The 23274-nt window shown below is 45.7% G+C and carries 24 protein-coding genes; 19 read left to right on the forward strand and 5 right to left on the reverse strand.

Features of this window, described 5'->3' with window-relative positions; genetic code table 11:
* Positions 1-24: 24 nt before the first annotated feature.
* From ACI49J_RS03705 to ACI49J_RS03735, 7 genes are all read left to right on the forward strand, one after another.
* A complete protein-coding gene (locus tag ACI49J_RS03705; protein ID WP_374108054.1) occupies positions 25-1344 on the forward strand; it encodes a CoB--CoM heterodisulfide reductase iron-sulfur subunit B family protein in 1320 nt (439 codons plus the stop codon).
* Between the two features lie 44 nt (positions 1345-1388).
* A complete protein-coding gene (locus ACI49J_RS03710) occupies positions 1389-2486 on the forward strand; it encodes a CoB--CoM heterodisulfide reductase iron-sulfur subunit A family protein (protein ID WP_238025039.1) in 1098 nt (365 codons plus the stop codon).
* A gap of 46 nt (positions 2487-2532) precedes the next feature.
* Positions 2533-3219: a hypothetical protein gene (locus tag ACI49J_RS03715; protein WP_240252653.1), complete on the forward strand. Its 687-nt coding sequence runs from the start codon at positions 2533-2535 to the stop codon at positions 3217-3219.
* Positions 3206-3898, forward strand: a complete 693-nt coding sequence (locus ACI49J_RS03720) for a 4Fe-4S dicluster domain-containing protein (RefSeq protein WP_012021485.1) — start codon at positions 3206-3208, stop codon at positions 3896-3898. Before ACI49J_RS03715 ends, ACI49J_RS03720 begins: the two co-directional genes overlap by 14 nt.
* A complete protein-coding gene (locus tag ACI49J_RS03725; RefSeq protein WP_240252655.1) occupies positions 3895-4815 on the forward strand; it encodes a CoB--CoM heterodisulfide reductase iron-sulfur subunit B family protein in 921 nt (306 codons plus the stop codon). Before ACI49J_RS03720 ends, ACI49J_RS03725 begins: the two co-directional genes overlap by 4 nt.
* A 30-nt stretch (positions 4816-4845) precedes the next feature.
* A complete protein-coding gene (locus ACI49J_RS03730; RefSeq protein ID WP_240252657.1) occupies positions 4846-5178 on the forward strand; it encodes a YidH family protein in 333 nt (110 codons plus the stop codon).
* 149 nt (positions 5179-5327) lie between these two features.
* Positions 5328-6245: a sodium:calcium antiporter gene (locus ACI49J_RS03735; protein ID WP_240252659.1), complete on the forward strand. Its 918-nt coding sequence runs from the start codon at positions 5328-5330 to the stop codon at positions 6243-6245.
* Between the two features lie 67 nt (positions 6246-6312).
* On the opposite strand, the gene ACI49J_RS03740 is transcribed toward ACI49J_RS03735, so the two are convergent.
* A complete protein-coding gene (locus ACI49J_RS03740) occupies positions 6313-7680 on the reverse strand; it encodes an ammonium transporter (protein ID WP_240252660.1) in 1368 nt (455 codons plus the stop codon).
* 886 nt (positions 7681-8566) lie between these two features.
* Here ACI49J_RS03740 and ACI49J_RS03745 point away from each other — a divergent pair.
* The 5 genes from ACI49J_RS03745 to ACI49J_RS03765 all read left to right on the forward strand — a co-directional run bounded on the left by ACI49J_RS03745 (position 8567) and on the right by ACI49J_RS03765 (position 11333).
* Positions 8567-8998, forward strand: a complete 432-nt coding sequence (locus tag ACI49J_RS03745; RefSeq protein ID WP_240252662.1) for a HEPN domain-containing protein — start codon at positions 8567-8569, stop codon at positions 8996-8998.
* Between the two features lie 46 nt (positions 8999-9044).
* Positions 9045-9290 (forward strand): nucleotidyltransferase domain-containing protein, encoded by a 246-nt coding sequence (locus ACI49J_RS03750; RefSeq protein ID WP_012021479.1) that lies wholly within the window; start codon positions 9045-9047, stop codon positions 9288-9290.
* Positions 9291-9369: 79 nt separating this feature from the next.
* A complete protein-coding gene (locus ACI49J_RS03755; protein ID WP_240252664.1) occupies positions 9370-9609 on the forward strand; it encodes an AbrB/MazE/SpoVT family DNA-binding domain-containing protein in 240 nt (79 codons plus the stop codon).
* Positions 9590-9976 carry a type II toxin-antitoxin system VapC family toxin gene (locus ACI49J_RS03760; RefSeq protein WP_240252665.1) on the forward strand — a complete coding sequence of 129 codons (387 nt, stop codon included), beginning with the start codon at positions 9590-9592 and terminating at the stop codon, positions 9974-9976. The genes ACI49J_RS03755 and ACI49J_RS03760 overlap by 20 nt, the downstream gene beginning before the upstream one ends.
* A gap of 937 nt (positions 9977-10913) precedes the next feature.
* Positions 10914-11333 carry a hypothetical protein gene (locus ACI49J_RS03765; protein ID WP_240252666.1) on the forward strand — a complete coding sequence of 140 codons (420 nt, stop codon included), beginning with the start codon at positions 10914-10916 and terminating at the stop codon, positions 11331-11333.
* On the opposite strand, the gene ACI49J_RS03770 is transcribed toward ACI49J_RS03765, so the two are convergent.
* The 3 genes from ACI49J_RS03770 to ACI49J_RS03780 all read right to left on the reverse strand — a co-directional run bounded on the left by ACI49J_RS03770 (position 11330) and on the right by ACI49J_RS03780 (position 13763).
* A complete protein-coding gene (locus ACI49J_RS03770; protein ID WP_240252667.1) occupies positions 11330-12070 on the reverse strand; it encodes a tetratricopeptide repeat protein in 741 nt (246 codons plus the stop codon). The genes ACI49J_RS03765 and ACI49J_RS03770 overlap by 4 nt on opposite strands.
* Before the next feature lie 41 nt (positions 12071-12111).
* A complete protein-coding gene (locus ACI49J_RS03775; protein ID WP_012021474.1) occupies positions 12112-12915 on the reverse strand; it encodes a DMT family transporter in 804 nt (267 codons plus the stop codon).
* A 173-nt stretch (positions 12916-13088) separates the two neighbouring features.
* Positions 13089-13763 carry an ABC transporter ATP-binding protein gene (locus tag ACI49J_RS03780; protein ID WP_240252668.1) on the reverse strand — a complete coding sequence of 225 codons (675 nt, stop codon included), beginning with the start codon at positions 13761-13763 and terminating at the stop codon, positions 13089-13091.
* 265 nt (positions 13764-14028) lie between these two features.
* Between ACI49J_RS03780 and ACI49J_RS03785 the strand changes: the two genes are divergently transcribed.
* The 5 genes from ACI49J_RS03785 to ACI49J_RS03805 all read left to right on the forward strand — a co-directional run bounded on the left by ACI49J_RS03785 (position 14029) and on the right by ACI49J_RS03805 (position 20336).
* A complete protein-coding gene (locus tag ACI49J_RS03785) occupies positions 14029-16629 on the forward strand; it encodes an NEW3 domain-containing protein (protein WP_240252670.1) in 2601 nt (866 codons plus the stop codon).
* A gap of 22 nt (positions 16630-16651) precedes the next feature.
* Positions 16652-17881, forward strand: a complete 1230-nt coding sequence (locus ACI49J_RS03790) for an ABC transporter permease (RefSeq protein ID WP_240252672.1) — start codon at positions 16652-16654, stop codon at positions 17879-17881.
* Positions 17882-17948: 67 nt separating this feature from the next.
* Positions 17949-18521 carry a cysteine hydrolase family protein gene (locus ACI49J_RS03795; RefSeq protein ID WP_404809758.1) on the forward strand — a complete coding sequence of 191 codons (573 nt, stop codon included), beginning with the start codon at positions 17949-17951 and terminating at the stop codon, positions 18519-18521.
* Between the two features lie 24 nt (positions 18522-18545).
* The gene (locus tag ACI49J_RS03800; protein WP_240252676.1) at positions 18546-19517 is read left to right on the forward strand and encodes a DHH family phosphoesterase; all 972 of its coding nucleotides are present in this window, start codon (positions 18546-18548) and stop codon (positions 19515-19517) included.
* A gap of 171 nt (positions 19518-19688) precedes the next feature.
* Positions 19689-20336: a peroxiredoxin gene (locus tag ACI49J_RS03805; RefSeq protein WP_240252678.1), complete on the forward strand. Its 648-nt coding sequence runs from the start codon at positions 19689-19691 to the stop codon at positions 20334-20336.
* On the opposite strand, the gene ACI49J_RS03810 is transcribed toward ACI49J_RS03805, so the two are convergent.
* Entirely contained in the window at positions 20333-20998 is a 666-nt protein-coding gene (locus ACI49J_RS03810; RefSeq protein ID WP_240252680.1) for a metallophosphoesterase, read from the reverse strand. The two genes, ACI49J_RS03805 and ACI49J_RS03810, sit on opposite strands and share 4 nt — an antisense overlap.
* 33 nt (positions 20999-21031) lie before the next feature.
* On the opposite strand from ACI49J_RS03810, the gene ACI49J_RS03815 reads away from it, so the two are divergent.
* A complete protein-coding gene (locus tag ACI49J_RS03815) occupies positions 21032-22174 on the forward strand; it encodes a DUF763 domain-containing protein (protein ID WP_240252682.1) in 1143 nt (380 codons plus the stop codon).
* Positions 22152-23264 carry a citrate synthase/methylcitrate synthase gene (locus ACI49J_RS03820; RefSeq protein WP_240252684.1) on the forward strand — a complete coding sequence of 371 codons (1113 nt, stop codon included), beginning with the start codon at positions 22152-22154 and terminating at the stop codon, positions 23262-23264. Before ACI49J_RS03815 ends, ACI49J_RS03820 begins: the two co-directional genes overlap by 23 nt.
* The last annotated feature ends 10 nt before the right edge of the window (positions 23265-23274 follow it).

Consider the following 23274-nt stretch of genomic DNA (forward strand, 5'->3'; position numbering starts at 1 on the left):
GTGTAAAGTTTGGCTACACAGGAAATGGATAAGAAAATGGAGGAAGAGCTCAAGGAAGCCTTCCCCATGGCTGACAACGTCGACTGGAACGAGGTATATCAGAGGATTATATACAGGTACAGCACCCCTCACGGCCTACAGCACGTAAAGGAAGAGCTTTACAAGCTAGAGGACAAGGGCGAAATAATAGTACATCACATAAAACCCTATAACAACCCCGTGAAGATGCAGACCCTCAACGGTACTCCCAAGGTCATTCCAACCACCAAGCTATGGCAACACAAGAGCTGTGGTCAGTGTGGTCACATCCCAGGTTATCCAACTTCCGTGTTCTGGATGATGAATAAGATGGAAATAGACTACATGGACGAGCCACACCAAACCTCATGTACTGGATGGAACTATCACGCTTCCGGTGCTTCCAACCCAGTAGCGTTAGCTGGAGTCTATGTCAGGAACATGTGGAGGGCTTACGAAATAGATTACTTCCCACTCATTCACTGTGGAACTTCATTCGGTCACTATAAGGAGATCAGGAACATGCTAGTCCTTCACAAGGAGATCAGGGACAAGTTAAGGCCCATAATGAGGAAAATGGACATGGACATAGTGATTCCAGAGGAGGTAGTTCACTACTCAGAATGGTTATACACCATGAGCAAAAAGGCAGCCCAGCAGAAGAAGTATGACCTTAGCGGTATAAGGGCTGCAGTTCACACCCCATGCCACGTTTACAAGTTAGTGCCCGAGGACACAATATATGACCCCGAGGTATTCCAGGGTAGGAGGCCGGCAGCTCCCAGCGGTACTGCCCAGAACTTTGGTGCCAAGCTAGTCGATTACTCCACATGGTGGGACTGCTGCGGCTTCGGTTTCAGGCACATCTTGACAGAGAGGGAGTTCTCGAGAAGCTTTGCGTTATTCAAGAAGGTTATTCCTGCAGTTGAGGAAGGAAAGGCTGACATATTCGTGACCTCAGACACTGGATGTGTGACAACTCTTGACAAGAGCCAGTGGGCAGGAAAGGCTCACGGTTTCAATTATAACCTACCAGTATTGGCAGATGCTCAGTTCGCGGCAATTGCAATGGGTGCCGATCCCTACACAATTGCCCAAGTTCACTGGCATGCCACTGACGTAGAAGGATTCATGAGGAAGATAGGTGTGAACGTGGACGATTACAAGGAGAAGTTCATTCAGTACTTAGCCGATCTAAGAGAAGGTAAAGCCGAGCCTGAGTATCTCTACAAGCCCCACAGGAAGATTGACTTCTATCTCTCAGTCCCAGAGAGGGTCAAGTGGTACAAGGGCGATAAGGCCCAGGTGCCAAACACTTCTAAGTAAACCTTTTTAATTATTTTTATTAAAAATGATCTGAGAGTGGGAATTTGGCAGGAGAAAGGGTTCTTGTAATAGGGTCAGGCCCAGCCGGTCTCTCGGCAACTAAGGAGCTTAGAAACCTTGGCGTAGATGTTGTCTTAGTTGAAAGGGAATCATATCTGGGAGGGACTCCCAAGAAGCTAAAGTACAGTTTACTTTTCCCAGAACTTAGGCCAGCTTCAGAGGTATTAGACCCCCTGATAAAAGGTGTTGAGTCCAGTGGAGTAAAAACTTACATGGAGAGCATAGTTGAGGGAGTTAAGGATGAGGGAAAAGGCTTTACCGTCTCCATTAAAGATAAGTCGGGAAAAATAACTAATGAGAAAGTAAACGCAATAATTGCAGCCTCTGGATTTGAGCACTTCGATTCCAGGAGAAAGTATGAGTATGGTTACGGTATAATTCCCAACATCTACCAGATCTCCGATATTGAGAGAATGCTGTCTGAGAATAAGCTCGTGACAACTAAGGGCGTGCCACCCAAGAGGGTAGCTATTCTTCTGTGCGTAGGATCTAGGGACGCTACTGTAGGCAACACCTACTGCTCTAGGGTCTGCTGTGCAGTGTCCACGAAGCAGGCCATGGAGATAAAGGAGAGAGTACCAGATGCGGTGGTTCACATTTACTACATGGATATCAGGACGTATGGTCTCATGGAGGATAAGTTGTACTGGAAGTCTCAGCTAGAGTACAGGGTTGGTTACATAAGAGGCAGGATATCTGAGTTCATGAGAGGACCAAATGACACAGTGATAATCAAGGGTGAGGATACCATGAACCTGAACAGGGCTCTCGTGGTTCCGTATGACATGGTGATCCTGGCAAACGGTATGGAGCTAGGACTAGGCTCAAAGCAGGTAGCTAAGGCCCTAGGCCTTGAGCTAGAGGAGCACGGGTTCGTGAAGCCCATCGACCCAGACAGGTTACCAGTACAGTCCACCAAGAAGGGAATATTCCTAGCAGGTGCCATAACAGGTCCCAAGACCATCTCAGACTCCATTACTGAGGGATATGCCGCTGCCATGAAGGCCTACGAGTACGTAACAAAGGGCGTATGGGACGAGTCGGACTTCGCGAAGAAGAGGGTCGAGGTGGCCCATCATTAGCACAGTTTTTTTGAGCGTTGATTTCGTTCGTGAAATTTACAATGCAATGTTGAATGTAGATGTAAATAACACTGCCTCAGGAGACGCTAAGAAGTCCCTCAATCTCATACTTGAGGCGATGAAATTAAAGACCGAATTCCTCAGGACCGTAAAGGTTGATACTGAGGAGGAAATGAAGCAGGTTTTCGATTCTGTCTTCTACGCTAGGAAGCATTATGACGACGTGTTAAGAAATACTGGTGTAACTGCGTTCTCCAAGGCTTTAGATACCCTTAGAGATGATAATGTTCCTTACCAGGAGAGAGTGGAGAAGTTTGTCTCAACTGTGAAGGCCTCTGACCAAGAGGATATTGAGGACATGGCCAGAGAGATAATTCACTACCTATATCCTGAGGAGTATCCCCTATGGACCAGATGGATCTGGAATCCGAAGAGGAATACTGGCTCCATTAACTATGTCCTAAAGGAAAACTTAACGCTCAAGTCCACGGAGGAGTTCCTCTCCTCAGTAAACGAGCTCAAGAAGGTCCTTGAGGTTTTCGGTCTGTCCACAGGCAACTATTATCCAACTTCCATTTTTCTTGTGTACGCGTATGTGAGGTATTTAGACTATACCACACACCTCGCAGTCGATAAGAAGGCTGCGGGGTTAATCCCCACACACCTCACAACCACGGCCCTGGTTATGGGCCTAAAACCATATATAAAGGTGATAAAACTTGCCCATACCTAATTTAGAAAAACCCATTATAAAGGGTTTAATTCAAAAAGATAAGGTAATAGTAGATGGAGTAGAGTTAGACGGCACATGGAATGCCTTCATGATAGAGAGAACCCAGACAGGCTACGATCAGTCAGTGTGGGACGAGATTGCCAACACAGTTGAGGGCGCCACAATAAGCCTCTGCTGGCAATGTGGAACCTGTACCTCCGGCTGTACCATGAGGGAGTACGATCCAAACTACAGCCCTAGAAGATTTATCGATTTAGCCAGAAAGGGAGACAAGCAGTCATTAATAGAGTTACAGGACAGCATCTGGAGATGTGTGTCTTGCCAGAAATGCACCCACAGATGTCCCAAGGGAGTGTTAGTGGAGGAAGTTGTACACAGCATTCACAACTACTTACTGAAGCATGGCCTCGTGAAGACCGATCCAGGCACAATTTTCGATGAACTCTTCTTGGACACAGTAATGAAGAACGGAGGGAGGATAAGCGAACTTCTGCTAGGAGGAGCCTCAGCCAAGGCTGGGTTTGTTACCATGAGTCTAAGGGATTTACTCACCATGATGGGACCATTGCTTAAATCTGGGCTAATAAAAGACCTCATGAAGCCCAGTAGGGTTAAGGAGTGGGACAGGATAAAGCCTGTCCTTGAGGAGGCCATGAAGGAGGAGGTGACCCCAGAATGACCGAGATAGCTAACCCTTACGGTAAAGTAGCACTGTATCCAGGCTGTGCCCTTGACGGGTTAGGAAAGTCTTACGACGTATCACTACAGCTGGTAGCGAGGGATCTTGGAATTAACTATGAGAAGATTGAGGACTACAACTGCTGTGGAGCTCTAGAGGTTAAGAACGTAAATACCATGACAGGACTATTACTTCCTGCCAGAAATCTGTCCCTAGCAAGGCAGATGGGAGCCAACGCTGTCATGTCAGCCTGTCCAGGATGCCACTACTCCCTATCAAGGACCCAGTACTTCATGACCAGGTATCCTAAGCTCAGGGAGAAGGTGAACTCCTATCTAGAGAAGATGGGTGAGAAGCAGTACGACATGCAATTGCTCATGATACATGCAGTAGAGTTCATTTACAACACTGTGGGACCAGAAGGTGTAAAGGCTAGAGTTAAGAGACCACTGCAGGGACTCAAGGTAGCTCCATACTACGGCTGTCTATATTCGAGGCCAAAGGCTTACACTCTCACTGGATACATGAAGATGAAAGATGATCCGGAGAGACCAGTCTTCATGGATGAGTTGCTTAGGGCTCTCGGCGCTGAGGTAGTTCCATTCGAGTCCAAGACAATGTGCTGCGGAGGACCCCACGTTTACTCCGACGTTACCACTTCACTGCATCTCGAGGCCAGAATACTGAAGGATGCTAAGAGGAATGGCGCAGAACTCCTAATAACCGATTGCCCATTGGGACACGTGGCCATAGAGACCAACATGAACAAAATAGCTGAGAAGTACGGCGAGGACTTGAGAATGCCACTGGTTTACTTCACCCAGTTGTTAGCGTTCGCCTTCGGCCATAGCCCAGACGAGGCCTTACTAACTGCTAATCTCTCGAACCCCATGTCTGTCCTTAAGAGATATCTCTAAGCTTTTTTCTTTCCCTCATACTTTCTTTTCATGGTTTCTCCATCGGATCATATGGCAAACGAGAGAACATTTTTGGCCTGGGTAAGAACGGGAATTGCGCTTATAGGCTTCGGGTTTGTGATAGCAAAATTCGCTCTCTTCCTCCAGATTCTGAAAGGCGTAAAGGGAGTAGGACAGTCAGTGTTGTTGGGAGAAGTAATGATTGTTCTCGGAGCGGCAGTAATAGTGTATGGACTACTAATATATCATCTCACGGAAAGGGACTTGGAAAACAACACGTACAGATCGAGGCACGTTCTCAACTCAGTCTTCGCGGCAGTGGTACTCATAGTCGCAGTAAGCCTAGCACTTCTTGTGATATAGACTTCTTGGACTTACTATTTTGTGGTGCACTGGTGTACTGATCAGTACATTTACCATGTAGTCAGGAAGTAGATTAACATCCACGGTGATAGTGCACTCAACCACTCCTCTGCAATGGCTTATTACATACACGATTTCAATTTGGGGTAATGTTACTATCCACTTTGATAGTAGAGCTCGTAATAGTTCTAGCTCTAATGTCGCTATCAGCTGAACTCCTAGCAAAGGGTGTGGAGGAACTAGAAGAGGTAATGGGTCAAGGGCTTGCAGGTGGAGTGGTACTGGGAACCCTTACGGCGCTTCCTGAAACCCTGATCGTCATAACGGCGGTATTGGAAAATAAGGGTGAAGTTGCCCTTGGATCAGCCGTTGGCGGTAACGTGGTTCTATTTACGTTAGGCGTTGGCCTGGTTGCCATGCTCTATCAATGGAAGTGGGGTAGGCCATTAACCATGAAGGGCGATTATGGGCATGAACTCACGATCATGGGCATTACCTCCGCTGTCTTGGTTATACCCCTACTACTGGGTAACCTAAATCCCCTGATTTCAGTGGCACTTTTTTCCATTTATGCCTACTATGTCATTTCAAGGATAAGGAAGGGATCAAGGGGAAAGATCAACATCAAGAGCATGATTCAGGTAATAGTTGGAGGATCCATTGTAGTGGTACTCTCACCCTATTTCGTTAACCTTATCTCAGAACTTGCTCTATACAGCGGGATCTCTCAAGCCTGGATATCCCTCGCACTCACCCCAATAGTGGCTGAGCTGGAGGAGGGAATTTCCTCCATAAGGTTAGCCCTGAAGTATCCTGCTGGCGGTTCCACAGCCGTGGTAAGTTACTTTGGTAGCAAAATACAGAACGCTACTCTTCTCCTGGGACTAGTTGGATTAGACTTTGTTAACGTGAGGGGACCGTTTCTACTGTTAGCCCTGATCTCAAACCTGATCGGAATAGCAATTGTGAAGGACGGGAAATTGACCTTCACCGAGGGGTTATTGTTGTCGGTTATATATTTTGCAATGTTGTACGTAGCTTTCATCTTTCAATTTTCCTCGATTTAGCCTATTCTAGTAATTCGCCAGTAACAGAAAGCCTGGATACCGGTGATGAAAATTAGATTATTGGAGATCATTTCTCTTCTGTGATCTTCTGGTTGGTTTTCTCGACTTTCCTCATCTGCGCCTTTTCTTTCACTACCTCGGGATAGGCAGTCTCTCCATGCACAGCGTAATCTCCTTGCAATATCTCGTCTCTGCTCAACCTCAACTGAGTTATCCTCCCTATCAATTTAGCTAGGCCAAAGCTCACCATGAAGGAGTAAATCCCAACCACCACAACTGCCAATGCCTGAACCAGAAACTGATGCCAGTCTCCAAACAGGGCACCCCTGTATCCAGGAAGGAAGTACTGAGATACCGCAGGATCTATCATGAGACCAGTTAGCAAGCCTCCCACAGTTCCACCAATACCGTGAACAGGGAACACACCTAACGCATCATCTACCCTGAGCCTAGGCAGTAATTTGTACAGGCCCAACCAAACTACTGGCGCTGTGACTACCCCCGTTACCAACGCCTCGCTGGGATTGACCATTCCTGCCATGGGAGTTATTGCCACTAAACCTGCGAAGGCTCCATTGGCGAGACCAGTAAAGGATGATTTCCCAAACACCTTCATATCTATCGCCATCCAGGTTATTGCTGCGGCAGCTGCAGCCAAGTTGGTGTTGAACACTGCTATGGCCGCATCTATGGTAGCACCTCCAGCGTCTCCACCATTAAACCCGTTCCACCCCATCCAGTCAAGTCCGAAACCTAGGGCAGTCAAGAGAAGATTATGGGCTTCGATCTTTCTTTCGTGCGGTAGCCTTTGCCCGATTGCCATGGCTAAGGCTAAAGCAGAGTAACCTGCTGTCATGTGGATCACGTACCCGCCAGAGTAGTCCACTGCTCCCAGCTGATTTAACCAACCACCGGCAAAAAGCCAGTAGGCAACAGGCGCATACACCAGGATAATCCAGATGGGAGAGAACATCATCCACGCCTTGAAGTTAGTTCTCTCCACAATCGCCCCTACCATAAGTCCAGGGGTTATGGCAGCGAAGGCAAACTGAAACATAACGAATGTGAGGAAGGGAATGTTGAGCTGAGTCCCTGAAGGTCCGTATACCGTTTCCCCAAACATGGGCAAATTCCAGATTGGGAGAGGTAACCCCAGGAAATTTAGTCCGCCCACGTGTATGGAGGACGAGTAGAAACTGAGCGAGTAACCAAGAATGGTCCACACAAGGAAAGTGGAAGCGAAGGAGTATAGAACCATCATCACTGTATTCATGGAAAATCTTCTTCTAGTCATGCCAGCGTAGAATAGGGCTAACGCTGGAACCGATTGTATCATGACCAGAGTTGTAGCAGTTAGTATCCATGAGTTAGACCCCAAACTCAACCATTGGGGTACCGCCGCTGGGGGATACGTCGCTAGGTTTCCCAACGCCATAAAGCTTAAACTCTAGATTTATCATATAAGTTTGATGGTTTTCTGCGTTAAAAATGATCAATCATAAGAATAGATAATTAAAAAATAGACACCTTATTTCCCTGTGATCTATCATTATATTTGACCACTTTTTATTCAACCAACGGGATAAGTATCTTCGGGGACTTAGTAAACTAGCTGGAATCAAGGCTAAATTTGAGCTCCCTCCTAGATATGTTATTCCGGGCGTTTCCAAGTTGTCTGATTTTGATGTCATTATTTTAGAACCAATAAAATATTTCTTTTTAGTCGCTGAACAGGAACGGATCAGCACGACCTCTAGACTTTTCAGTCTAGAGATGGAGGGAGTTTATCTCGTGCTGAGTGCTGTGAAATATATTAAATCTGGATGCATTCAAGTTTTATATCATTGTTGTTCGGATCTGGAGTATAAATCAATAAATCTCTTCTCTCTCACTCTTTTTACGTTATCCATAGGAAATGGTCCCCTCGCGAAAAATCTCCTTAACCGACGTGCTTTCCGGTTACCCCCTCACTTTACCACACTGCATTCCAACCCCTTCCACTGTCAAGTTAATCTCGAGTTAACTATACCAAATATTACTGGGGTCAAGGCGAGCCCTGGATTTATCGTGTTCTCCACATGAAGCCTTGGTATTCTGATTCTTCTGTAAAATTGAAAGTATTACGTTAATGGGTGTTACTCCCTTGATAGTGCTCAGAGGAGCTATATCCAGAGAGCAACTCCATTGTTGAGTTAAAAACATAAATAGAAGAAAAATATGTCCATCCTTTATTCGCGAACTAAAAGAGATGCTAACGAAGTAGGGTGGAAACGTCCTGGGACCAATGAAGAGATTTAAGAGCGTTAGGCTACCTGAATAACATGTTAGATCGGAGCGAGTACGAGCGTTGGATGAGGGCGTCACTTAGCACCTTGAAGAGTGCAGAGAAAGATAACGACTATAACTGGGCGTGCTTCAAGGCAGAGCAGGCCGCGCAATTATCTGTTAAGGCTTACCTTATCTTAGTGGGCAAACAGTACTTCGGGCACGACTTACCTTCCCTTCTCAAAAGATCGGAACTCCCAGTTCCAACCTCAATTCTTGAGTGCGCTCAGTTCCTAGCCCGTGTTTACGTTCCATCTAGGTATCCTGATGCTCTCCCTGATGAAGCTATCCCTCAGGAGTCCTACAGTGAGGGGGATAAGCAAAAAGCTATTGACTGTGCATCCAAAATAATAAATCTGGTGAGAGAGGCTGGAGAGGATCTTAGAGGAAAGGAGAAAGCAGAGGGAGGAAGTTCTCAATCAGGTTAGGGAATTCACCGAAGAACTAAGAAGAGATCTAGGTAAGGTTACAGTCGTGCTTTATGGTAGTTACGCCAGGGGGGATTTCAATCTCTGGAGCGACGTGGACGTTCTCCTGGTCTCGGAGAGGTTTGATGGGATACGTTTTCTAGATAGGTATGAGCTGTTCAAGGCGAGGGAAGGGTTTGAGGTGAAGCCATACACTCCTCAGGAATTTTCGAAAATGAGGAACAAGATTGGATGGAGGGAGGCCCTTAAGGACAAGGTTATCATTGCCGATGACTACTCGCTTTTCACATGAGTTACGTTATTGATGCTCTAACAAGTAACTCACAGTGAATTAAGTTAAACCTTATTAGCCTATGAGTTAAACTTCTCATATGGTACTTACAAAAGTTCATAAGAAGGGGATAGTGGTGATTCCCAAGGAAATGAGGGAACTCCACAACATAAGGGAAGGTGACGAGGTTATAATCTACAGTGATGAATTCGGCGTGCATATCCTTCCCAAGAAAACTCCTGAGGAGCTCTTTGGAATGGACAAGAGACTGGGTTTGGAGGAGCTAGCTAAGGAGCAAGTTAAGGAAAGGGAAGAGGAACGTGCAAAGGTACATTCTTGACGCTAACATCATTTTTCAGTTCTTTTCAGGTTCCCCATCGGTCAGGAAGTACTTCCTTAACTCAGACGAGAAGGTCATCAACCTAGTCAACCTCTCAGAGTTCGCTTATCACTACTCAAGGAAATTCGGGATAAAGGCGTCGGGTGTCAGGTTAAATTACCTCTTAACATTTGTTAAACCGGTGAACGTGGATCGCGAGTTGGCTGAAATCGCATATAAGGCAAGGGTGAGGTACAATCTATCCTTGGGGGATTCCTTCCTTGTGGCCACAGCCGACAAGATAGGTGGAACCATTGTAACGTCAGACCATGAGGTAGCTGAAAGGGTATCAGGAGACTATAAGGTAGACTTTATACCTCTTTCCTAGGGAGTAGGTTCAGGGCCGATGAATACAAGTTCTTCATATTTAAACTCGATCTGGTTATGATCTGAAATCAAGTAGATTTATATTGTCATTAGAATATATTAGACTGTAAAATACTTTTATTCAACATAGTTCATCAATCTGTTAACTAGAGGCTGTACCAGGATATTACGCTTCATCAGTATTACTCGTAGAGATTGTTTGTTTGGGCTATCCCCAGAGAGTGATAGCATTTTATTGTTAATATCTAGCTCAATTTATTAACGGAACGAGATGATGGAGGAGATAAGTGGATTGACCGGTACATTGATAGGTACATCAGGCTTAGCATAGAGTAACTAGTAAAAAGATGTTTTCAATTGGTCACAGATAATTACAAGGGAAGACATGATGTAGAGACGTTAATAAACAGGGCAGAGTGAGGGGACGATAGATTAACACGATTCAGGTTCACTCTCTTGGCCTCTTATCATGTCTGAACGACACCATGTTAACTGACCAAGGGGTAATGGGGATGTCGGAAACAAGATCACCACTACCCCTCCTCAGTGCAATATCATAACTTGTAGAAGGTCAATGTATTTCCGTGGTGTTATACCTGCCCTGACGCTTATCTAGACGTAAATGTTTTACCTCCCTTCTTGCCTTAACTTGGTACATCACAAGTTGCCAGGAAATGTTATTTTCGGTCAAGCACAAGGCCACTCTACTACTCCTCATCATCCTGGTAAGCATAAGGAATTATCACTAGGCAATTTTCTTTTCTCACCCGGAGTTCGTGACTTGGCGTACATGAATTGGAGTTGGCCATATCGCTCAAGAGGTTCTTAGAGGATCTAGTTCACGAGAGAGTAAACTTCTCACCCGGAGTTCGTGAACATAAAGATAAGCCTAAGAATGATCGAAAATCTTATATAGAAAATATTACCTATTTTTCTGTATGAAAAAAGTTAAGCGCGGTCTCTCAGATTCAATAGCGGTGTTAATCTTAGTTGTGGTAGCAGTTACACTGACTTTGACTGTCTCCGTTCTTGGCTTTACACTGTTCAAGTCCTATGGGTCTCAGAACTATGTGGATGTTAAGGGAGTCCCAACTCTATCTGAAAACGGCGGAGTACTTGTACTAAATCTGACCCTTGAGAACATGGGAACCACTACAATAAGAGTGGAAAGCATAAGTGTGGGCAACCTAGTGAACACGACGACTTTCGTGTTACCGGCTGGTTCCACTACCGCATTACACGTGGAGTTCCAAGGCCAAGGGACGTCAGTCCTTAACTCGACGATAGTTAAGGTGACGATAACCACATCTTCTCAACTGGAACCAGTTATTTACGCCTATGCACAGGTTCAGAGCTAGTCTAGCTTCTCCGATTTCGCGAGATCGGATTTTGCCTCCTCCTCCCTCCCAAGTTGGTGATAGGCCTTGGATCTTCTAATGTAAGCCTCCTTGTAGTTTGGCTTTAGGTCTATGCTCTTGGTATAGAGCTTGATGGCCCCTTGAATGTCTCCCTTCTTCTCCGTGAGGATTCCCTTGTTTAGGTAGGCCTCAGCGTAATAGGGATTAAGGTTTATGGCAATGTCCAGATCCTTCTCAGCGTTTTGTTCATCCCCTAGCGATATCCTGGTGAGGGCTCTGAAATAGAATAGATCTGCATCCAAGGGATAATACGAGATGGCTCTACTAAGATCCCTAAGTGCCTCATAAAATCTCCCGGTAAAGTACTCGGAAATCCCCTTTACCTTCAGGAGTAGGGCATCCTTGTCCTCTATGTTTTCTATCTCCCTAAGTGCCTCATCGTATCTTTCCTTCCTGAGAAGTAACATGGCACGAATTATCTTGGCTTCCTTGCTCTGCTTATCCCTTAGAAGGTCCAGGGTTGTATCTGGATCCTTGAGGGCTAACAATCTGGAAGCGCTAACGTAGTCTTCCCCCTTAATGAAGGCATCAATTGCCTCCTCGTCTCTCCCTAGTTCTAGGAGGACCCTACCAAGGAGTTGATAGTTCTCTTTGGAGGGATTTTGTTCTACCATTTCTCTTAGTTTTAAGAGGGCCAGATTCAGGTTCCCTGACTGTAACAGATTTGATATATCCATTGAAGATTATTTTGTCCAGCTTTCTTATAAACGTGGATAGGCTATCTCCTCCAGGTCAGGATGGAGACAGAGAGTACAATCATCCCTCCCCCCACTATCTCAAGCGGAGTGGGGACTTGATTAAATATAGGCAATGCCAGAAGTGTCGCAACCACAGGCTCCAGAAGTCCAATTACCTCGATGTGCTGAGGTTTAACGTGTCCTGAGGCGTATATCACTGAGGTATGTCCCACAAGCGTTGGTAAGGCTATGAGCCCTAGAAGTGAAAGAATTGAAACCAGGTCTACCCTTCCTGGTCCCTCAACTAGGGCTATTGGAAAGCTGAACACGCTCGACATAAGGTAAATGTAGGAGGTTAGGAGGAGTGGATCCTCGTTCTTGGTTTTAGATAGTAGAATGGTGTAAAGAGCAATGGTTAAGGCGGAGATTATTGCCATCACATTTCCCAGTAGATAACCCTGATTTACTGGGAAATTCATCAGAATAACCCCCATGAATGCCACAGCTCCCGTTATGATTTCCTTTTTGGTCGTGGGTATCCCAACCAATGGAGCAAGGGCTAACGAGAAAAGAGGAGACGTTGAGACCAGGACCGTGGAATCAATGATTGTAGTGTAATAGACGCTAAAAATGAAAAGTATCATGTGAGCTGATAAAAGGAGGCCGACCTTCCATTGCGAAAGGATCCTCCTAAGGTGTAGCCTCCCCCTTGATAATATGAGACCGGCAATGAAGAATCTGGTGAAGGCAATCATTCCGGGCGACATTCCTGAAAGTTTTATGAATATTGCAGCAGTACCGAAGGTTATTCCACCCAAGATAAGGATAAAGTAGTACTTGTTCAACTTCAGTGTAAAGGAGATCCACGTGTTAATAGCGGTTTTCCTTTAGACCTACATGGAGAGTTTAGTTAAGGTCTTTCAGTTTTCACTACGTCCGTGTAAATGTGTAATCGTATCTCATAAAAGGTAATCAAGGTCTGTGAAAGCGGCTCCACTAACCTGATTAGCTTTTAGTGTCAATCTATTTTCTCTATTTGACCATCCCTGATGTGTACCTTTCTTCCCGCTATGGCAGCCACATCTGGATCGTGTGTAATGATAACAACAGTGGTCTTGAACTCCCTATTTGCCTGCTGAAAAGTCTTTAACACTGCCTCACCGCTCTTACTATCGAGGTTCGCTGTTGGTTCGTCTGCAAGAATTATCTTTGGGCTCTGCGCCAAGGCCCTGGCGATGGATACTCTCTGCTGTTGTCCGCCAGAAAGTTCTGTGGGTTTCTTGTAAGCCAGTTCCCCTAGACCCAGCTTGGAAAGTATGTCTAACGCTATCTCTCTCCTCTCTTTTTTCGGTAAATTACGGGCTACCAGGGGCAACTCAACGTTCTCTAAGGCAGTCATCCTATCAATTAAGTTATAATTTTGAAACACAAACCCAATGTACGTGTTCCTTATCTTTGAAAGTTCGTCATCGTTTAGTGATGTCGTGTCATGACCATAAATATAGACCTTGCCTGTAGTTGGTCTAGCTAGGGTGCCCATAATCGTAAGCATGGTGGTTTTCCCGCTTCCAGAAGGTCCAACTATGGCCACGAACTCACCTTCCTCTATGCTAAGGTTGATGTCCTTGAGTGCTGTAACCTTAACCTTGGTTCCATAAATTTTGCTCACGTTCTCAAGCTTTATAACTTCCATAAAGCATGGGTCTAGCTCTATCTTTAAAAAGATATTCCTGAGATTGCTTAGCTAGTATAAATGTTCCCATGAAATCGTATAGCTCTCGTGTGCTACTTAAGCTGGAATCCTGAACTTAATCTATAGGTTTATTAAGCTCTCCACACTCATTTGCTAATGTTGAAGTTTTTATGTATCAGATCCTAGAGAGACAGGACTTACAAAGATATTCGATATTAAACATTATATGGAAAAGTCTTATAAAAGACATATCGATTAACCGAGTATGAAAAATTTCATTGTTTTACTACTTATAATGGTATCCTTATCACCGCTCTCTTTTCTTTTGGCTACTGCTACTCCTGCTTCTCCAACAGTCTCTGTCTTGGGATATGGTTGGGGTAGTCCCAGTTCGCCCACGAGCGCCTATCCAGGATATACCGACTTCCCATTCTATGTGGAAATAGGGGCAGTTGGTTCTGCGACTCCACTCAGCGCATCCATTTCCTTCCCTTCAGGATCTCCGTTTATTACAGTGGAAGGGAATCAAGCAGGCGTTATCCAAGGAAGCGGATATTACCTCGCCATCTTCTACTTAACCATTCCTAGCTCAGTAACTCCCGGTTATTACTCTGCGAAGGTCGCAGTGGACTATAGCGTTCCCATCGCAGACCAGGTTTGTGTTGAAAGTAAAACGTTCAACATTCAGATTCCAGTGTCGGCTGTTGACTTTCCAATACCTGTGGGAATTCAGGGAGGAACAAGTGGGGTTTCGCAAAACTTGGTTACAGGAGAGGGAGCTTCGCCCTTAACCATCTCGGTCTCAAATCCCTCCAGCAACATAGTGGACAACGTTCTGGTTAACCTGACGCTCCCTTCAGGTTTGATGAGCGAGACGGGAAAGAAGTTCCTTACATTTACGATTCCCTCAATCCCTCCTCAGGAGACCATTCAATCCACTCAGTTAGTTAACGTTACGCAAAATGCGATCCCTGGTACCTATTCTCTCAACTACTCAGTAACATTTACCAACTACCTCGGATACAGGTATTACGCAACTAACTCCAATATAACTTCAGGTAATGCCAACGTAACCCTGGTTAACATACCCTTAACCCTTACTATCTATCCGAAAACGCCAATAACCTTCTACGTAACCTCTGCTTCAGCTACTCCCTCCTCGCTTGTCTCTATTACTTTACGGGCCAACTCGTCATACAACGCATTCATAGAATCCGTAACTCCACAGACTAGTTTAACCCTTCTCAGTTCTAACTTCACGCCCACGACATTTCAGGGAACTGCCAACTTCAACTATACATTTGAAGTTCCGCAAACTCTAGCGCCAGGAGCATATCCAATAACCTACACAATCACGTATGAGATCTTCGGACAACAGCAAGAAACCGCCGTAACCACTTTCGTACAGGTTAACTATTACAACGCAATGCCTACCCTATCTGATCCTACCTGGTCCACGCTAGCTACTCCTGGGACTGCGGGGGTTACGCTAACGTTTCTGCTTACCAATCCACTTCCTTATCCCATTTCAGACGTTAATGTAACAATTCTTCCACCAGCGGGAATGAGTTCAACCTATACCTCGTACGTCGTTCCCACGCTCTCAGCCTCAGGACAGGGCGTAAACTATGCCCAAGTGCCCTTCACCATAACCTTAGCACAGAACGTAACACCTGGGTATCATGAGATACCTTTCGTGGTAAGCTACTTCAGTAGCTACGGTTTTCATCAAGTGAGGTCCCAGATACCCGTTTACGTTTACCCGCAGAGCCAGCTTCTTGCCTTAGTTAGTAACGTCACAGTTTATCAGGGAACTCAGGCTGAATTACCCATTGTCTTGGTGAATTATGATCCCGTACCAGTATCTTCAGTTTCTGCAGAGTTGAGGCTTACAGGTCTCAGCGTTGTGGGGTTCTCAAATCAGACTTTTAACATGGGTCCCAATTCTAACGCAACAGTAATTTTCACCATTTCCGCTCAGGGAGTCGGTGCAGGGAGCTATCCAGCTACATTGACCCTCGTGTATAATTACGAGGGCGTTACCAAGACCGTAACCTATACGATTCCAATTAATGTGCTTCCAGCTCAAAATATAGTGGACGTCTCCATTACTCCAACCGAGGTTTACTATGGTACGATCAATAATGTTACCGTAAGGCTAATTGACACGGCTCAAACTCCGCTTAATAATGTCGTACTAAAGTTGTTTGGACCATCCTCTGAATTTTCTCTATCCCAGAACACGGTGGATATTGGGACCCTCTCTCCAGGTAAGAGTTATACCGTAACCTTGAACCTGTTACCAACTGTTTCCTCAACTACACCATTGCCCCTTTCTGTAGAGGTACAGTATCTCTTACCCGGAAGTGGCGTCATTACGCAGAGTTATAACTTCTCGTTGATAGCCACCGGACTAGTGGATCTGGTTCTACAGCAACCCACAATATCGTTCTCAAACGGCACGCTTACAGTTACCGGAGTTCTAAATAATTTCGGCACAGCGTCAGCTAACTTCGTTACAGTATATGTGGATGGCAATTCCACTTACATAGGAAGCGTACCGCCCAATAGCCCTACACCCTTCTCGACAACGTTAGTTATACCCTTCGCGAGTGGAAATACCTCTACAGCGAGACCTCACCAAGTTAAGATAGTTGTGTCCTACGAGGACTCCATATATCAAACCCATAACTTGACTTACGTTCTAAGCTTCTCACCATCTGCGACCCATTTTAATACCACGTTCACCAATTTCAGGCACTTCAAAAGTAGCAATTCCCTTCTACCAGAAATCGTGATAGCTATCCTCCTTGTAATAGTTATAGTTCTGGCTATCCTCTTAGTCCTTAGGAAGGGGAAAAAGTGAGAATAGCAAGGAGGGTTTCGAGATGAAACTTTCAGATGTTGTGAACTTTTCCTTTAAAGCCTTAACCTCGAAGAAGCTAAGAACGAGCTTAACAATCTTAGGAATACTTATTGGGCCAGCTATAGTTGTGGGATTAACGGGTCTAACCCTAGGATTTTCCTCGGTTCTAACTCATCAGCTCTTCTCCAGTCTATCTCCTACCGACATCTTTGTGACTCCGGGTACAAGCACAATTACCCCCTATACCATACAGGAGATATCACACATACCAGGAGTTAAGGCGGTAGTTCCGTTTTATCTCATCTCTGGTACAATTGAAACGCCTAGTGGTCCTGAAGCCACGGAAATTCTCTCTATTAGTACTAGCCAAGCTTCCGAGGTATTTCCTGGGCTAACCCTGCAGCAAGGTCAATATCCCTCACCCTACTCCTCATACGGAGCAGTAGTTGGTTATTATATAGCGCATCCGCAGTATCCAGGCCAGCCCACTTATCAGGTAGGCCAGACCATAACCGTGGTGATGAATACCCCAGACGGGAAAATTACCAAAACGTTCCTGATCACTGGTAGTTTTAACGAGTTTAGTAGTGCCTTCGCGGATATAGATAGGGCCTTAGTTGTGCAGAATATAGTGGGCTCACAGTACTATGGGGATCAATACAGCGGTTTAATAGTAGAGGCAAGTAGCGTTTCACAGGTAAACAATGTTGTAAATTCCATACATAACGAGCTCGGAAGATCAGTAAGTGTTACATCCGTGGAGCAGTTCATCACTCTCATCAATAACTCCCTATCTGCGGTCAGCAGTCTACTTTTCGTAGCAGGCGCATCATCCTTCATTGTGGCCTTCGTGGGAATATTGAGTACTATGTTTACCACAGTGGTGGAGCGAACAAGGGAAATAGGAGTTCTGAGGGCAATAGGCTTCACCAGGAGGGGTATAATGGTGATATTTGTAACAGAGGCCATATTGATGGGCCTACTTGGAGGCATAGCTGGAGTGGGTGCAGGGGTTGGGATGGGATACCTTCTTACCACACTTACCAATTCTGGAGGACCTGGGGCTGGAAGAGGAAGCGCTGCAGCGTCCGGTGGCCTCGGAATCAGCGCACATATTACTCCAGTATTTGAACCAACATTCATTGCGGAAGTGATACTTATAACAGTCATTTTCAGTCTCTTCGCAGGAATCATCCCTGCATATAGGGCGTCCAGAATCGAACCAGCTGTGGCATTAAGATATGAAGTGTAGAGCTATAGATCTTTTTTAAAGGCCATTCACTGTTTTACTTGTGAGAAAAGAACTTCTCACTCCTGAAATTCCTGTCCTTGATAAGCTGTCCATAAATCCATCAAAAAGTGCAGTGGTAGTCGTGGATATGCAAAATGATTTCGTCAGGAAAGAAGGGAAACTTTACGTTCCTAACGCCGAGTCCACTATCTCTCCCATAAGGCAGTTGATAGCTAAGGCAAGGGATTCGGGTGCTCGTGTTATATATACTCAGGATTGGCACCTTAAGGACGACCCTGAGTTTAAGATTTGGGGTGAGCACGCCGTTGCCGGCTCCTGGGGAGCAGAAATAGTAGACGAACTGAAGCCGGAAAAAGATGATTACGTCGTCAAAAAATTGAGATATGATGCGTTCTTTGGGACCTCCCTGGATTACTACCTCCAGGTCAAGGGAATAGATACGCTTGTGATCACTGGAACGGTGGCCAATATCTGCGTTCTTCACACAGCTGGGAGCGCCGCATTGCGGTGGTACAACATCGTTGTACCTACTGACGGGATATCGGCCATAACGGAATTCGATTATTACGCTACCCTAAGGCAAGTCGACTTCCTCTATAGAGGGAAGATAACAACCACTCAAGGAATTACTTTTAAGTAACAACCACTACTGGAACCTGAGAAAATGGATTACTACGCCATAGTGCATAACGACTTTGATGGGACTGCCTCGGCCAGCGTTTACGCGAGAGCTGTCAATTCCCTTCCGAGAAACATCTGGTTCACTGAGCCAACGAAACTTCACGAGGTTTTAGCCAAGTTAGAGTTGAGGGGAGTCTCCAGCGTGATGATAGCAGACCTAGGTATCAATGAGTCCACCTTTCCTTCGATAGTTGAGGCTGTGAAACGTCTTAGAAGCGAAGGTGCCACAATACAATGGTTTGATCATCATGTTTGGAAGGAGGAGTGGAAATCGAAGCTCAAGGAGGTAGGAGTGGAAGTTTACCACGATGTTACTACCTGCGGTGCAGGCGTAGTAAACAAGGTCATGAACCCCAATGACGAGGTATCCAGGAGACTGGCCTCTGCGGACTGCTCCGTGGATATATGGCTTCATGACGATCCACTTGGTGAAAAATTGAGAAGGATTGTAGAGAATGACAGAAGGTTTGAATGGAAGAAGAAATTGCTTGAGACCTTTTATGGTGGAACCCTTTGGAACGACGAGTTCCAAAAAATCTTGGAGACTAGAATTAACGAGGAATTGAAAGGATATCAAAGGATCTGGAAATATGTGAAGGTGTTGGACGTTGAAGGTGCTAAGGTAGTGGTTGCGATAAGGTGGAAGGGTCCGCCTGACATAAGCTATGCCTCTCAGTTCCTTATGACGAGAACAGGGGCAGACATATTCGTTTCAGCTAATGGGAAGGCAGTTTCGTTCAGGAGCAATACGATAGATGTGAGGAGGTTTGCAGCTGGACTAGGTGGCGGAGGACATCCTCTTGCCGCTGGAGCATCCCTTAGAATTCCCCTGCTCTATAGGTTTTTAAGGTGGATAGGAATTAGGGGGCCTGTGATTGATTGGGTCTCAAGAGTAGTAATTGACGTAATAAGGAAGGAGGGGCTAGTTAAGTACGAGAGAAAACCAGCCCATTAGACTATGATTGCCAATCCAACTAGGTCGTTTTCGCTACCGTAAAATATAGGAATTGGCAGAACGTTCGTCTCTATGTAGTGAAGCCCAGTACAGAGTCTCTATAAAAAGTAACTTCTAGTTAATAGCGACAACGATTTAATCTTCTCAGCGTCATTTATCTCAGGTGTTAAAATGGTCAAAACATATCAGAAATTCCCGGACGTTCAAGTTATGACAACGGCTGGCCCAATAGACTTTTACAAGGATGTGTTTGGAAAGGGGAAGTGGTTGTTCCTGTTCGCTCACCCAGCGGACTTCACTCCAGTCTGCACCACCGAGTTTGCCGAGTTTGCTAGGAACTACTCGGAATTTGAGAAGTTAGGGGTGCAGTTGGTGGGTTTGAGCGTTGATAGCATTTACTCGCACATTGCCTGGCTTACTGATATAGAGCAGAGATATGGTCTAAAGATCCCCTTCCCCGTGATAGCGGATCCTGAGAAGAAACTAGCGAGGTTACTGGATCTAGTTGAGGAGAACTCTGGGTTAACCGTAAGGGGAGTCTTCATTGTGGATCCTCAGGGCACAATAAGGTTCATGGCCCAATATCCCATAGAAGCTGGAAGAAATATACAAGAGCTGATCAGAATAACCAAGGCCCTAATAGTTTCATATAAGGCCAAGGTCTCCACTCCAGTGAACTGGGAGCCAGGGAAGGAAGTAGTAGTTGGGGCCCCAACCACTCTCATGGAAGCCGAAATGAGGATGAAGTTACCCAACGCAAAGGCTTGGTATCTAATGTTCAAGAAGTATGAGGAGCTACCCCCAGATCAAAGAGTCTAACTTTTTTCAAGTCTTATGGTTGTAAATCCCCTAGTTGCTGGTAAAGCAACGTTGTAAACTTCCACCCCCTCTACAACTGCGTGAGTAACGGTGGACTTGTGGGCATGACCATGTATCGCGATGTCAGGCTTACATTTCAACTCCTTAACGAGTGGATAACCTAGTTCTGGATAAGCCCAGGTCTTCTCTCCTTTCAAGGTCTCATATGCAGGGGAGTAATGGGTGATCAAAACTGTTAAGTCGCCTTCCTTTCTGCAAAGAAGATCCTCGAGTCTCTCTTTTCTCTTTAAGTAGAACTCCCTGTTAATACCCCTCTCGAATTGCCACTTTGTGGGTCTCTCAATCACGCCTTCGCTTCCCACGAAGTAGATCGTGGAATTCCCCACCTTCAGCGAAGTGGCCTCCTCCTCAAGCCAGGTTATGCTGGGGTAGAGTCTCCTATACTCGTCCCGAAGTTCCCTGAAGTCGTCATTGCCAAATACCGCGACGACCTTTCTAGATGAGAGGAGTCTATAGATCGGATCGAAGTGCAGAACCTTTCCCTTGTCCACTAGATCTCCCGCTAGAATGTAAAGGTCGTATAGTGGTGCAGTCCTGAAGGCCATGAAGAAATCGTTTAGATATCTGGGGGAGTGAATGTCAGAGATCGCTCCAAGTATCATGGGTTTTTAATCACTGTAACCAATAAATATTTCATGGAGATCACGGGCATCAGCGACCTACCGCTTCACTATGGCAGAGTTCCGCAATGGCTTATCCCTATCATGAAGAGATTATCGAGAGCCATCCTGGACGTGATGCTTCTAGAGTGGGGTCCAGATAAGGTGATAGAGAGGCTGTCTAATCCTCTCTGGTTTCAGGGTTTTAACAACGTTATAGGGATGGACTGGGACTCCTCTGGTTCGACTACTGTTACCCTAGGTATCCTGAAGGAGGTGATAAACCCGGCTCAGGACGGATTAGCCGTGACGGGCGGAAAGGGAAAGAACTCATTGAACGTGCCCAAGGAACTAGAAACCCTCCCATCCAATTTCAACGTTGACGCTCAAGGACTATCCAGGATTAGTAAGCTTGTGGCCAAGACTGATACCACCCTTCTTCAAGACGGCCACGAACTATATCATCACTCCCTCCTGGTTTCAGAGTCCGGTAAGTGGGCAATAATTCAGCAGGGGATGAACCCCACCACAAGGTTTGCCAGGAGATATCACTGGAGCTCCATTAAAGACCCGGTAAATGAGAAACGTGCAGGATTAGCTGGACGAAAGGAGAAGGTGGTTCTTAACGTTCACGAGTCTGTGAACGCCAAGAGGGTGATAATGGATCTGCTAAGAGAGGATCCTTCCAAGATAGAGAAACAATACCTCAGGTCAATGGCCTTGATCAGGGGCACCTCTCTGGACTCTTGGATCAGTCTTGGAACCGTGGGTGCCATTTCGTCTGAGGCAAAGATGGTCTACATGAAGCCCGTGGATGTGAGGAGAGTGGTGAAGACACTCTCGGAAGTAAGGGAGAAGTCACCCACCAGTTTAGAGGAAGCTCTCCTTCTAGGTATAGGTCCCTCAACCATGAGGGCGTTAAGCTTGATATCTGACCTCATTTATAACGAACCTCCCTCATACCAGGATCCCGTAAACGTGCCCTACGACCCCTTTAAGTACGCCTTCGCAATAGGTGGGAAGGATGGAATCCCCTTTCCGGTACACAGGGAGATCGCCTTTGAGGTCATTCATACCCTTGAAGAGTTTGCTATGAAAGCCAAGCTAGAGAAAAAAGATAAAGCCGTTGCATTAAATAAGCTGAGGGAAATGAAACTTGGAGTTAAGGAAGGGACTTGAAGACATTGCAATAAAGGAGACTTCAATAACCTATATCGACGGTGAACTGGGCAGACTTTACTACAGGGGTTACTCCATCTTTGATCTGGCCAGCTTCTCCAATTTCGAGGAAGTCGCATATCTCCTGTGGTATGGTAAATTACCCACTAGACACGAGTTAGACGATTTCAGGTCAAGGTTAGCTGAGGAAAGATCCATCTCTGAGGACATCTCTACCTTCGTTAAAAGAACCGCAAAATTTGGCAACCCCATGGATATACTTAGAACTACCGTTAGCATGATGGGTCTAGAGGACAGAGGTGAGGGTGACCTTATAGGAAAGTCAATAAAAATGACTGCAAAGATTCCAACCATAATTTCTCTCATCCAGAGGACAAAAAGGAACCAAGAGTTCATTGAGCCGGATCCCTCACTTTCCCACTCTGAAAATTTCCTTTACATGATAAGGGGGGAGAGGCCATCCCCCTCAGACACTAGGGTTATGGACGTTTCGTTAATGCTACATATGGACCATGAAATGAACGCCTCAACAATGGCATGCCTGGTTGTAGCCTCTACCCTTTCCGATATCTACTCCTCAGTCGTTGCTGGAATTTCTGCGTTAAAGGGTCCCCTTCACGGTGGAGCTAACTCGGAGGCCTTGAAGCAATTCATGGAGATAGGAACTCCAGATAACGTGGAGAAATACGTGATGAACAAGCTCAGTTCTGGGCAGAGGTTAATGGGATTTGGACACAGGATTTACAAGACCATGGATCCAAGAGCCAAGATACTCAAGGAGTACGCAAATCAGCTCTCTAAGAACGAGGAAATCAAGAGGTTATTTGAGATCGCAAATAGGGTTGAGGAAATTGGTATAAAAATACTGGGTAAGAGGGGAATCTATCCCAATGTGGACTTTTACTCTGGACTTGTGTTTTATGCCATGGGCTTTGACCCGGATCTCTTTCCTACGATATTCGCATCTGCCAGGGTTATAGGATGGACGGCCCACGTGGACGAATACCTGAAGGATAATAAGCTCATAAGGCCCAAGGCCATATACGTGGGGGATCTAGGAAAAAGGTATGTTCCCATAGAAGAAAGGTAATAGTTTTAAT

The organism is Metallosphaera sp. D4-4, assembly GCF_046245145.1.
Lineage (GTDB): Archaea > Thermoproteota > Thermoprotei_A > Sulfolobales > Sulfolobaceae > Metallosphaera > Metallosphaera sedula.